Consider the following 12,152-nt stretch of genomic DNA (forward strand, 5'->3'; position numbering starts at 1 on the left):
TACAGTACATTATTTCGGAACGCTCGGAAAATCCGCATCACAATCATACCGATTATCATTTGCTAAGAAAGTTTTGCAACTTTGACTAATAGTATATTTCACCGTAGTAGCGTCTGGTACGGCAGTATTTTGCTTCGAGTACATTTGCCAAATAATAACGCCTCCACTGTCTTTTTGCTGGTCAAGAATTTTGTTAACTAATTGATTGGTTAGCTGTAATTGGCCGTTTACATTTTTAGGATAGGCTGGTTGATTTACTTGAAATCCAAATTGTATTTTTGTATTAATATTATATTTAGCAGGTAAAAAGGTTACTTTTCCAATATTATCAATTGTTAGACTAGGTTTACTCTCACTCTCCGCTTTTAACCAATTCGTATAATCTTTCATATATGCACTGACTTGACCTGGCAAATCCAAAGGTCCATCGGCGTAAGGTGCGCATACAACTGGATTATCACCGCACAAGTCATAAGTCATTACGCCCATACTATCAAAACGTGACGCGAGCGCTTCATCTTTATTTATAAGGTTATACCATAGTCCTTTCAAATTTCCTTTCCACCAAAGGCCACCCTTAGTATAAATATCAGGAAATTTGTCTCCATATACGAAGCCCGTAATTGGCCGAGCCCCACCAGGAGCTGCTGCTACAGCAAATTTAAGGTATTTAGCCCCAGGATCATCCATTATTTCGTGCAAAATTGCATCAACTTTATCAATTGTTTTAGGCATAACATAAGAAGAACCAGAGTTTATCCCATATTTCATGAGATTATTATAAGTTGCTCCCCCTGCATTAAGTATCCTTTGAGCTATATCAGTTGACCATTCACCACCTGAGCTTGGTCCCCAATTTAGCGCATATTGATCCGCATGCCAAAACTCCTCATAGTCAAAATCAATACCGTCTACCCCTAAATCATTAGCCAATTTTACTATATTTGCATATGATGTTTTTGCCTTAGAAGCCTGATCTGGATCAGTCGGGTCAGGAAACCAATCATAAAGGAACTGGTTTCCAGCTGCAGGACGAGGCCCGCAACTTTCTTGTACTTCATCAAAATTACAACTGTAATTCCAACCACCAACAGAGAGAAAGGTTTGAATTTTTTTTTCTTTGGATAACTTGATCGCTGCTTTTAATGCATTAAAAGCTTGAGCACCTTTTCCATCGTGATCTGTAAAATAGCCCAGTATTCCAGTATCAGCAAGGCTACCAGTCTGATAATCAATTAATGTTGGCCGAACAAATGAAAAGATAACACGATTAAAATTTGCTTTTCGAAGTTTAGTCAAATCATCAACGTATTGTTGAAGCTGTTCGGCATTATCTATAAGCAAATATACGGATACAATTTTTTCATTGCCTGCTTCATGAGGGTTAATTAAAGATGCATGTGCAACAAAAGTAGAAGCTCCCAACATCAATGTTGTATATAAAACAGAGATATATATCTGTTTTAATCTCATAACCTCTCCCTGAATATTCACGAGATACCTGATTAAATTATATACATTTAATTGGGATAAGCAAAAACAGGAAAATTGCACTAAATAATTGAGGTTGATTACCACGCATTTTTGCCTCGAGAAATCATCCCGAGGACATAAGTATACTACTTAAAACGAACTAAGATACAACCCATAGTTGCATAAAGTCTTCTACTTTCATTGCGGCAAGTGCATTTGTATCACTCATTGCATGCATAATACGTTCAACATGATCTGTAGAAAACTGTGTGTTTAAGTTCTTCTTAAATTTAGATAATAAAACAGGGATCCCTTCCTCACGTCTGCGTTTGTGGCCAATTGGGTATTCCACTGTGATTAAATCACTTTCAGTTCCATCTTTAAAAATTATTTTAATGCTGTTTGCAATAGAGCGCTTCTCGGGATCATGGTAATCACGAGAAAAACGTTCATTTTCAGTGACATGCATTTTCTCACGCAATGCATCAATGCGCGGGTCAGCAGCAACATCATCTTCATAATGTTCAGCCTTTAAGTCGCCAAATAATAAACCTATGGCAACCATATATTGTAAACAATGATCTCTATCTGCCGGGTTATGCAAAGCGCCCTGCTTACTAATGATGCGAATCGCTGATTCATGTGTGACCAAATCAATTCGAGCAATATCATCAAATCGGTGCTTCACTATAGGATGTAACATTACAGCACACTCAACAGCAGTTTGTGCATGAAATTCAGCAGGATACGATAATTTAAATAAAACGTTTTCCATAACATAGCTGTTATACTGACGTTGGAATTTAAACACTTTATTTTCAAAAAGAACATCATAAAAACCCCATTTGGGGGCACTTAAAGCACTTGGATAACCCATTTCTCCTGCTTGAGCAATTAACGCCAATCGCACAGCTCGCGAAGTAGCATCCCCTGCCGCCCATGATTTTCTTGACCCAGCATTCGGAGCATGTCTGTAGGTTCTCAAACTTTGGCCATCCACAAAAACCTGAGACAAAGTTCGTAACATCGTGTCTCTGTCCGCGCCAAACAATTGAGCAGCAACGGCCGCGCTAGCGATCTTAACTAGAAAAACGTGATCCAATCCAACTCGATTAAAACTGTTTTCAAGAGCGAGACAACCTTGAATTTCATGTGCCTTAATCATTGCGGTAAGTACATCTTGCATTAAAATGGGCGCTTTACCTTTGGCACAATTTTGCCGACACATATAATCTGCAACAGCAAGGATAGCACCTAAATTATCAGAAGGATGTCCCCATTCCGCTGCAAGCCAGGTATCATTAAAGTCGAGCCAACGTATCATAGCCCCAATATTAAAAGCAGCCTGTACAGGGTCTAACTCATATGATGTTCCAGGAACTCGTGCTCCACCAGAAAGCGTAGCGCCGGGAACAACTGGGCCTAAAAGTTTAGTACATTCAGAGAAATTTAACGCAAGAATGCCACAACCCAACGTATCCATAAGACATAAACGTGCTGTTTCATATGCTAAAGCGCTATCAATTTTTTTATTTAATACATAATCTGCTATATCAATCATAACCTGATCGTAATCAGGTTTAATATTATCTTCTACATAACTGTGCATAATAACCTCTTGTGTGCGTTGTTTATTAGACGATATTTTCTTATCGATTAAAAATCCCTGCGCTCACTCATTTGAGGGCGGGCTTATTAATTATAATCAACACCTCATCCATCTAAGCTCCTTCTCCCACTGAAGGAGAAGGACAATTATAGATTAAGTATTACCCTCTCGTTTCAATAGCTGGGAATTTTTGAGGCTCAGGTCCAGTATATTCAGAAGTAGGTCTTATCAACTTATTATTTGCTCTTTGCTCAAACACATGAGCAGACCATCCTGTAATACGCGACATAACAAAAATCGGAGTGAATAAAAACGTAGGGATGCCACAATAGTGGTATGCTGAAGCACTATAAAAGTCCAGATTTGGGAATAGTTTTTTCTCATTCCACATCACTTCTTCAATACGTTCTGAAATGTGATACAACTGAAGGTCTCCTTTCTCCTCGCCTAAGCGAAATGACCATTTTTTTATAATGTCAGAACGGGGATCACTCGTTGTATACACACGATGGCCAAAACCCATGATGAGTGCTTTATTACTCAACATTTTTTTCAACTCAGTTTCTGCTTGGTCAGGGCTATTAAAACGTTCTATAAGCTCCATTGCTGCTTCATTAGCCCCTCCGTGTAAAGGACCACGTAATGTGCCGATTGCACTTGTAATTGCAGAATAGAAATCAGCAAGTGTTGCCGCAGTGACACGCGCAGCAAAGGTGGATGCATTGAACTCATGCTCCGCATATAAAATTAAGGATACATTCATCATCTGCGCTTCTAATTTACTAGGCTTGCGGCCATGTAATAAAGCAAGAAAATGCGCGCCAGTGGTTTCTTCATCACTTAAGCCAGATATCTCTTTATTATGGAAATGCCATGCATACCAGTAACACATCATTCCTGGAAATATAGCCAGCAAACGATCTGCAACATGCTTTTCCTGAGAAAAATTATCTTCAGGCTCAATGGTTCCCAAGAAAGAACACCCTGTTCGCAACACATCCATAGGATGAGTGTTTTTAGGAATTAGTTTAAGAACAGTCTTTAAACTTTCTGGTAATGCTCTCAAACCAGTCAATTTTTTTGTATATGCATCTAGTTCTTTTTGAGTGGGTAGTTTCCCATAGAGCAGTAAATAAGCTACTTCTTCAAACGTGGCATACTCTGCTAAATCATCAATTGAATAGCCTCTATAATTTAAACCCTTACCTGCTAGCCCAACTGTACAAATTGCGGACTGTCCCGCAACAACACCGGCTAAACCGCCGCTTTTAACACTCATTGTCTTCCTCCATCAATTGGTCTAGTTTTTGTTCGTATTGATAATAACCAAGTACCTCATATAATTCTTCGCGGGATTGCATTGTATCCAACAAGGATTTTTGTGTTCCATCCTGAAGAATTGTCCTATATGTATTTAAAGCAGCTTGTGACATTGCTCTGAATGCACTTAATGGGTATAAAATTAGTGATACGCCAACGTGTTTCAGCTCATCCCGGCTAAACAAAGGGGTTTTACCAAATTCAGTGATGTTCGCCAACACCGGCACCTTCACTGCTTGTGTAAACGTTTGATACTCATCAAGACGAGTCATCGCCTCAGGAAATATCATATCTGCCCCCAATTCAACACAAAGCAATGCTCTTTCGATCGCAGCGTCCATACCCTCAACAGCATAAGCATCTGTTCTTGCCATAATGACAAAATCAGGATCTCGGCGTGCATCCACTGCGGATTTAATTCGATCCCCCATTTCTTTCATAGAAACAATAGCTTTATTAGGCCTGTGCCCACAGCGTTTTGCCAATACTTGATCTTCAATATGTATGGCTGCAACCCCTGTTTTCTCCATGAGTTCCACTGTTCGGGCTATATTAAATGCATGGCCCCATCCAGTGTCCACATCAACAAGTAGTGGTAGAGAACAGGCTTCTGTAATTCTGCGTGCATCTTCAAGCACCTGCGATAGATTAGTCATTCCCAAATCAGGTAGGCCATAAGAGGCATTTGCAACCCCTGCTCCAGAAAGATATATTGCTTTAGCACCCGCAAATTGCGCAAGCATAGCGGAATAAGCGTTGATAGTACCCAATATGGGCAATGGTTTATTTTCTTTGATTATCTGTTTGAAGACTTTGCCCATGGAACTTGCCATTAGCTCTCACTCCTTGATCTTAATATGATAAGTAAACCAACGTAACTGGATCAGCGGAAACGCAACCCGAGTTTCTCATATGAACTCATGTCCTCTGCTTCGTCCCAGCCACAGGTTTAGTATTATGCTCCAATGAGAATTTCATCTCAATCGATTTTAATAGCACCACGAATTATATTTTTACGCAAGAAGCGCGCAGGTGATAAAGCCTGTTGTAAATTTCTTGGTAAGCAGCCTATTTCATTATTAATCATCGATGCGAGCCACTCTGCACATAAAGGAATGGTCGTAAGGCCTCGAGAACCAAAACCAGCACAAGCATAAAGACCAGGATAATAAGGCCCTGCCTGGGCAATCCAACGTTTTGCATTCGTTTCCAATGATGCAAATTGCTGCATAAATTGTTCAGCCATAGCAATTTTACCTACTAAAGGAAGATAATCAGGTGTTGAAGCTCTCACACCAGCCCAATGATTTTTTACCTCCTCAGACCATAGAATCTCAGGCACTAGTTGCCTAAGCTTTGCTAAATTAATTTGATCATCATGTGATTTAATTTGTGACTCTGCTGTTTTTAACTCATATGTGGCACCTAATTGATGCATTCCGTTAAGAGACGGAAGAACATGACCATCACCACATAGGGGTAATTTTAAGCGAGCACTTTGCTCTGTTGATAAAATCGCTGTCATTTGACCACGAATAGGCTTAACAGGTAGATGCTCCGTTTCTTTAAATGAATTAATTTTATAGCCATTAGCCAAAATGAGTACTTCAGCTTCTAAATTATTCACTATCCAGCGCTTATCAAAAACCAGGTGGTTTACTGAACTATTTGTTACTAAAGAAATACCTTCTCTATTTACTAAAAACTGACATAATTCTGGAGAATTAATCCATCCTGATAAAGGAATATATAATCCAGGCTTGTCTAGCAAAAATCCAGCCAAATCAGAGGCTTGTTGTGTATCGACGAGAGAGCCCAGCTCTGGATAATGGGCTAACCAGGAATGTAAACTAGACTGCGCTAACTTTTCCTTGTCAGAGTATGCAAGTAATAGAGAACCACACAACTCACCAATCTTTGTTTGCTTTAAAATGCGTTGATAAACTTGCGTGGCATACAAGAATGCTGCGAGCATAAATTGGGTTAATGGTGAATGATATGCAGAAAGCTTGGGGAATAAAACTGCTTGCTGATTTGCTGATCCACTCTTACCTACCTGCCCCAGTTCATCAATAAGAGTAACATTCCAGCCTCGTTTATTAAGTGCATATGCAGTAAAACAACCCGCCAAGCCAGCGCCTAAAATAACAGCAGACTTGCTGGAGTGTTTTTCAGGTATACTCACATGCCAAGGTGTATGTCGTTTTGCTGTTTTTTGTTTTGAGCCTTGTACAAAATACGCACAAATCATGTGGCGTTTTTGTCCAAACCCTTTTCTTTTTTCGACGGCAAATCCATTTTGGTTTAAGTTGGTTTTAACAGAACCAGCAGCTGTATAGGTTGCTAGAGTGGTATGCTCTTTAGACAGCATAGCAATTATTTTAATTAAAGCATCTGACCACATACTTTTATTTTTAGAAGGAGCAAAGCCATCTAGAAACCATGCATCGACAAAAGTTGTTCTGAGCTGCTTTTCAAGTGAGGGTTCACCACAAATTAATAGCTGTTCGTAGCACTCCAGCGCATCTCCTAACATTAATGTTAAAGTTACCCTGCCCTCGCAAAATGACAAGTGATGATATCCTGGAGTCAATACAGGGTAACTTGCTATAAGTTGCTGAGCTTGTATTGCTAATTGTGGCCAGAATGCAAGCCCTTTTGTTAAATCAGTAAGAGATAAAGGATGCTTTTCACATGAAATGAAATGTAATTGGCAGGATTTAGGAGCATATTGTTCCCATAAACTCCAACTTACAAGAAAATTTAAACCGATTCCAAAACCTGTCTCTGCAATAGTAAATGTTTGTGGTTTGTCATTAGAAAACAATTGCCAACGCTTAATAAGATCATTGCCATCAATAAACACATGAAGTGCTTGATTTATTCCTCCATCAGAAGAATGGTACACATCATCATATCGCTTAGAGAAAGGCAGAGCCCCATGCCAATCCAGCTCGGCCTTATTAATAGGTACAAAAAAATTACTCACATACAACCACTCGATTCGTAGCCATCCCTTTAGCCTGTTGTAATTCAGTTAGCTTTTTTTCCCGAATTAGCTCTCGTAACTTAGGCACTAGAATAAAAAGTACAATTGAAGAAGCAATTGCAAATAATCCTAGCATTAAAAACACATGGCTATAGCCACTATTAGTTACTAACGGTGAAACACTGTCTTGCCCTTCTATCATCAAGTTCGAGCTATAGCTCGACAAAGTTGCTCCAACACCTGAGTTGAGCATCCACATTCCCATCATCACACCCTGCAATGATGAAGGAGCCAAAAATCCTATCATAGCATAACCAATTGGAGATATTAAAAGCTCACCAATACTCTGTAGAATATAACTAATAATAATCCAGCTGGGATTCACTAATCCTTCATAATTAGCGTACGTTATGCCAATGGGCAGTATCACAAAAGCAATTCCAATAAAGAGTAATGCCAGTGCAAACTGAGTAGGAATATTAATTTGTACTCCATTTCTGCGCATTCTTTGCAACAGTATCCCTAATAATGGACCACCAATGACTATGGCTACCGTATTAATATTTTGGAACCATTGTGGTGGAATAATCCAACTCGCATACTCTCGTTGCACATTATGATCAATAAAGAAAGTAAGTCCCATAGGCGCTATTTGGTAGAGCATCCAAAAAACAGTCCCTACAATCATAAGCACGGCAAAAGCAACCATTTTATCTCTGGCTTCTTTAGCTGATTGTTGTTTTGCCAAATACAATATTAGTCCGAGCATGGCCACACCGGTCACTAGGACGAGTTTTTTAGCCCACTCAGCATATTGCAACAGTTCACTTAACAAGAAAGGGAGTACTATAATCAGCACACACCCTAAAAGAACAGCTCTTTTTTGAGAAGGCTTATCTTTTTTAGAAAAAAATGTTTCTTTATCTGCTAATTGATTCCAGCAATACAAACAAATGATCAAAGCAATTAAATTCCCTAAGCTGCTCAGTAAAAAAAGTCGCTCATAATTCTGGGTGAGTTGAAACACGCCACTCAAGCTAAAGCCAACAAAAAAGCCAATATTCATTCCCGCATAATTCATCAGAAAAGCGGTCTCTCGGCGCGTGTCCTCTGGGGCAAAACGTTGGGTTAGCATACAATTTAAACAGGTTACATTTAAACCCGATCCAGTTAAAAAAGCGGCCAAACCATAATAAAGAAACGAAATATCCCCAAACGATAATAAGACACAGCCTATAATTTGTGCCACCATTCCCGCACAAAATAACGCCCGATTAGAGAGCAAACGCCCACCCCAAAAACCGCCAAGTAAATGTAAGCCATAATTAAATGCAATAAAGACACCCATGATGTTGTTGGCAGTGCTAATTTGCAGTCCCAGCTTTCCTTTCATGTACAAAACAAGCGTAGAATAAAGAACACTAAAACTTAAAGTAGAAACAATCTGAATAAAAAAAAGAGGAACAATTCCTTGTGGCATTGATTTAATGAATTCCTTTTTATTTGTCATTACCGACATCATATGACTTCCTTGTTAATTCAAGACCGTCTTTGAATATGACATGTGAAAAAATTACTGTCTAGTACCTTTAAATATTTATTTTTTTACCGTTTTATACGCCATAATTGTAGTTTAGATCGCATGACTGTAGCCTTGACGCAGCGCAGCGGATCGCAGTTTTTTGGGCTCTAAATTGCCACCTTAATATCGGTTTCCGCTATACTGTAGCCAGGCTACGAAATGCTCAGTCTATCCTTGTTCTTTTTTCAATTGTCTCAGAACTTCCTCTGCAGCGATTTGAGTTTTAGCAATTTCATTTGCCCCATGTGCGCTGGAAACAAATCCTGCCTCATACATAGAAGGAGCGAAATAAACGCCTTTTTCTAACATCCCATGATAGAATTTTTTAAATAAAACCTCATCGGATGCAGCAATATCAGCATAATCTGCAATGTGGGTTTTCTCTGTAAAACAAAAACCAAACATGCCACCTAATGAAGCGGTAAAAAATGGAATATTTAATGTTTCAGCAACAGAAGCTAAGGCTTGCGTTAACGCTTGTGTCGTTTGGCTTAGCTTGTCAAAAAATCCAGTTTTTTCAATTTCAGATAACGTTGCAAGACCAGCAGCCATAGCTAGAGGGTTTCCAGAAAGTGTTCCTGCTTGATAAACAGGGCCTTCAGGCGCTAAAAAGGACATTACATCTGCTCTGCCACCTAAGGCACCTACAGGCATACCACCACCAATAACTTTACCAAGAGTCGTAATATCAGGAGTGATTCCGAATATACCTTGAGCTCCAGTTAATCCGACTCTAAAACCAGTCATTACTTCGTCAAAAATCAATAAGGCATTATATTGATCACATAATTGTCGTAACCCTTGCAAAAACTTTAGATCTGGCAAAACAAACCCCATATTCCCTGCAACTGGCTCTAATATTACCGCAGCAATATCATCAGGGAATTTTGCAAATAGTTGTGCAGTTTGCTCTAAATCATTGAAATTTGCAGTTAGAGTATGCTCTGTAATACTTTGTGGAATTCCTGGGGTTGAAGGGATACCTAAGGTAAGAAGACCTGAACCTGCCTTAACAAGCAAGCTATCACTATGTCCATGATAACAGCCATTAAATTTTATAAATTTATTTTTCTTAGTGACGCCACGGGCCAAACGAATAGCAGTCATTGTTGCTTCGGTCCCAGAATTCACCATTCGTACTTTTTCAATTGAAGGGATTAACGAGATAATTTTTTCGGCCAATTGCACCTCAAGCTCCGTAGGTGCACCAAAACTCATACCACTGTGAAGCACTTTATTTACAGCTTCAATCACAACAGGATGACAATGTCCAAGGATTAATGGCCCCCAAGACCCAACATAATCAATGTACTCTTTATCATCTACATCCACAAGATAAGCACCCTTACCTTGCTTGAAAAAGATAGGATCACCACCAACACCTTTAAAAGCTCTAACGGGCGAATTAACCCCTCCAGGAATGAGTGTCTGGGCTTGATGAAATAAATCTGTTGAACGCGTCATAAAAATCTCCGTAATTTTGCGATATAATATCACAGACATTCCTAAAAATTGGCAAAATAAAGCGGTTTATCTTTACATCGAAGCTTACAATAGCTAAATTACGCCATTTTTATAACGAGTATTATTATGCAAGAATATAAAAAATTTATTTGTGTCATTTGTGGCTTTATTTATGATGAAGCTGAAGGATGGCCTGAGGATGGAATTGAACCCGGTACACGTTGGGAAGATGTCCCAGAGAATTGGTTTTGTCCAGATTGTGGTGCCGGTAAAGAAGATTTTGACATGGTAGAAATGGAATAAGATTCTACCTATTATCATGCATTGAGCATCGTAGCCTGGGTGCAACGCAGGCTACGCTTCTACAAAACCATCTACGGTTTTGCCACAACTAAGATCACAATCCCTATCAACAACACAGTGGGGATTTCATTATAAATGCGGAAAAAACGAGAGCTTTTTTGATTTTTATTCCGCGCAAACGCTTTTAAATACTGTCCGCACAATAAGTGATACAGCCATAAAACAACAACCAGACTCAATTTAGCGTGCATCCACCCAGCCTTGAGATAATAGGTTGGATTATAACTAAGAAGCCATAATCCCAATAAGGTTGTCAGTATTGCAGCAGGCCAGGTAATTCCATAGTACAATCTTTTTTCCATTATTTTAAAACGAATGATACTCGTCTCATCATGGGTATCCGCATGATAAACAAATAATCTCGGTAAATAAAATAATCCCGCAAACCATGCAACCATTGCAATAATGTGAAACGCTTTGACATATAACATAATTAATTTCCTGATTTACGCTTATTTTTTTTTCGTGAATGCTTCAATAAATTAAGTGATTCGACTGATAATGAAAAACCCATGGCGAAATAGATGTATCCTCGAGGAATATGAAAAGAAAGTCCATCGGCAACCAATACCATACCAATTAGAATTAAATAGCTCAGGGCAAGCATTTTTATCGTCGGATGTTCTTTAATAAATGCACTCACCACTTCACTAGCAAAAATCATAATTAAAATGGCACATGTAATTGCCAAAGCCATAACCCAAAATCGAGAGGTCAAGCCTACAGCAGTTAAAACACTGTCGAGCGAAAAAATAATATCCATTATCACAATTTGAAAAATAACCATCCCAAATGTTGCTTTAAATGATATTTTTTTCTTGTCATCCTCTAATATGCTTTCTGCAACATCCTGGTGAATTTCATCTGTAGCTTTCCAAATTAAAAATGCACCACCTAATATGAGAAAAAAATCACGTGCAGAAAACGACATTTGATTTATTGTAAGTAATGGCTTGGTTAATTTAATCAAATCCACCGCAACTGCAAGTAAAAGCAAGCGCATCACCCAAGAGAGAGTGAGTCCTAAACGTCGTGCTTTTTTTCTCTGCTCTAGCGGTAGTTTTTCAGATAAAATGGACAGAATAACCAGATTATCAATTCCTAAAACAATTTCTAGTATAAGTAAAACGACTAAGCTCGCAGTAATATCAATAAAATCCATCAAATCCTCAGATGTCAGACATTGAAAAAAATATATGATATACTCTTAATCTAATTTTTACCTAAGTTTTTCTGTAACATTTACAATCTAAATTTTACATTAAATTGAGGTTTATCAAGGCAAATATTCACTTTATCCTTTTACTTCGATATAATATTCGCGTTTCGTTAATCTTGTGAGATATAGAGAT

Annotated in this window: 10 protein-coding genes; 1 reads left to right on the plus strand and 9 read right to left on the minus strand. The window is 38.6% G+C overall.

Translation table 11 applies throughout. The features are described from left to right. Window positions 1–9: 9 nt before the first annotated feature. From BGO44_RS08460 to hemL, 7 genes are all read right to left on the minus strand, one after another. Window positions 10–1,473 carry a glycoside hydrolase family 18 protein gene (locus BGO44_RS08460; RefSeq protein ID WP_273197962.1) on the minus strand — a complete coding sequence of 488 codons (1,464 nt, stop codon included), beginning with the start codon at window positions 1,471–1,473 and terminating at the stop codon, window positions 10–12. Between the two features lie 160 nt (window positions 1,474–1,633). After that, window positions 1,634–3,082, minus strand: a complete 1,449-nt coding sequence (locus tag BGO44_RS08465) for a bifunctional 2-methylcitrate dehydratase/aconitate hydratase (RefSeq protein ID WP_273197963.1) — start codon at window positions 3,080–3,082, stop codon at window positions 1,634–1,636. Window positions 3,083–3,242: 160 nt separating this feature from the next. Continuing rightward, window positions 3,243–4,361 carry a bifunctional 2-methylcitrate synthase/citrate synthase gene (gene prpC / locus BGO44_RS08470; RefSeq protein ID WP_058510416.1) on the minus strand — a complete coding sequence of 373 codons (1,119 nt, stop codon included), beginning with the start codon at window positions 4,359–4,361 and terminating at the stop codon, window positions 3,243–3,245. After that, entirely contained in the window at window positions 4,351–5,235 is an 885-nt protein-coding gene (gene prpB / locus BGO44_RS08475; RefSeq protein ID WP_058510417.1) for a methylisocitrate lyase, read from the minus strand. Before prpB ends, prpC begins: the two co-directional genes overlap by 11 nt. 146 nt (window positions 5,236–5,381) lie before the next feature. Beyond that, window positions 5,382–7,391, minus strand: coding sequence for a bifunctional tRNA (5-methylaminomethyl-2-thiouridine)(34)-methyltransferase MnmC2/FAD-dependent 5-carboxymethylaminomethyl-2-thiouridine(34) oxidoreductase MnmC1 (gene mnmC / locus BGO44_RS08480; protein ID WP_273197964.1), 2,010 nt, complete (start codon window positions 7,389–7,391; stop codon window positions 5,382–5,384). Then, the gene (locus tag BGO44_RS08485) at window positions 7,384–8,910 is read right to left on the minus strand and encodes a peptide MFS transporter (protein ID WP_058511681.1); all 1,527 of its coding nucleotides are present in this window, start codon (window positions 8,908–8,910) and stop codon (window positions 7,384–7,386) included. The genes mnmC and BGO44_RS08485 overlap by 8 nt, the downstream gene beginning before the upstream one ends. Before the next feature lie 231 nt (window positions 8,911–9,141). Beyond that, window positions 9,142–10,437: a glutamate-1-semialdehyde 2,1-aminomutase gene (gene hemL / locus BGO44_RS08490; protein WP_273197965.1), complete on the minus strand. Its 1,296-nt coding sequence runs from the start codon at window positions 10,435–10,437 to the stop codon at window positions 9,142–9,144. A 126-nt stretch (window positions 10,438–10,563) separates the two neighbouring features. Between hemL and BGO44_RS08495 the strand changes: the two genes are divergently transcribed. After that, window positions 10,564–10,740: a rubredoxin gene (locus BGO44_RS08495; protein WP_058510420.1), complete on the plus strand. Its 177-nt coding sequence runs from the start codon at window positions 10,564–10,566 to the stop codon at window positions 10,738–10,740. Window positions 10,741–10,811: 71 nt separating this feature from the next. Here BGO44_RS08495 and hemJ read toward each other — a convergent pair whose 3' ends face one another. Continuing rightward, on the minus strand, window positions 10,812–11,231 hold the full coding sequence (hemJ, locus tag BGO44_RS08500) for a protoporphyrinogen oxidase HemJ (RefSeq protein ID WP_273197966.1): 420 nt from the start codon (window positions 11,229–11,231) through the stop codon (window positions 10,812–10,814). Between the two features lie 2 nt (window positions 11,232–11,233). Next, on the minus strand, window positions 11,234–11,962 hold the full coding sequence (locus BGO44_RS08505) for a TerC family protein (protein WP_058510422.1): 729 nt from the start codon (window positions 11,960–11,962) through the stop codon (window positions 11,234–11,236). Window positions 11,963–12,152 lie beyond the last annotated feature (190 nt).

Origin of the sequence: Legionella sp. 39-23 (assembly GCF_001897665.1) — a bacterium.
Classification (GTDB): Bacteria; Pseudomonadota; Gammaproteobacteria; order Legionellales; family Legionellaceae; genus Legionella; species Legionella steelei.

What these genes read in the sequence shown, in the direction of transcription:
- prpC (WP_058510416.1), bottom strand. Translation starts at nt 4,361, where the DNA reads ATGAGTGTTAAAAGCGGCGGTTTAGCCGGTGTTGTTGCGGGACAGTCC.
- prpB (WP_058510417.1), bottom strand. Translation starts at nt 5,235, where the DNA reads ATGGCAAGTTCCATGGGCAAAGTCTTCAAACAGATAATCAAAGAAAAT.
- BGO44_RS08485 (WP_058511681.1), bottom strand. Translation starts at nt 8,910, where the DNA reads ATGTCGGTAATGACAAATAAAAAGGAATTCATTAAATCAATGCCACAA.
- BGO44_RS08465 (WP_273197963.1), bottom strand. Translation starts at nt 3,082, where the DNA reads ATGCACAGTTATGTAGAAGATAATATTAAACCTGATTACGATCAGGTT.
- BGO44_RS08505 (WP_058510422.1), bottom strand. Translation starts at nt 11,962, where the DNA reads ATGGATTTTATTGATATTACTGCGAGCTTAGTCGTTTTACTTATACTA.
- hemJ (WP_273197966.1), bottom strand. Translation starts at nt 11,231, where the DNA reads ATGTTATATGTCAAAGCGTTTCACATTATTGCAATGGTTGCATGGTTT.
- hemL (WP_273197965.1), bottom strand. Translation starts at nt 10,437, where the DNA reads ATGACGCGTTCAACAGATTTATTTCATCAAGCCCAGACACTCATTCCT.
- BGO44_RS08460 (WP_273197962.1), bottom strand. Translation starts at nt 1,473, where the DNA reads ATGAGATTAAAACAGATATATATCTCTGTTTTATATACAACATTGATG.
- BGO44_RS08495 (WP_058510420.1), top strand. Translation starts at nt 10,564, where the DNA reads ATGCAAGAATATAAAAAATTTATTTGTGTCATTTGTGGCTTTATTTAT.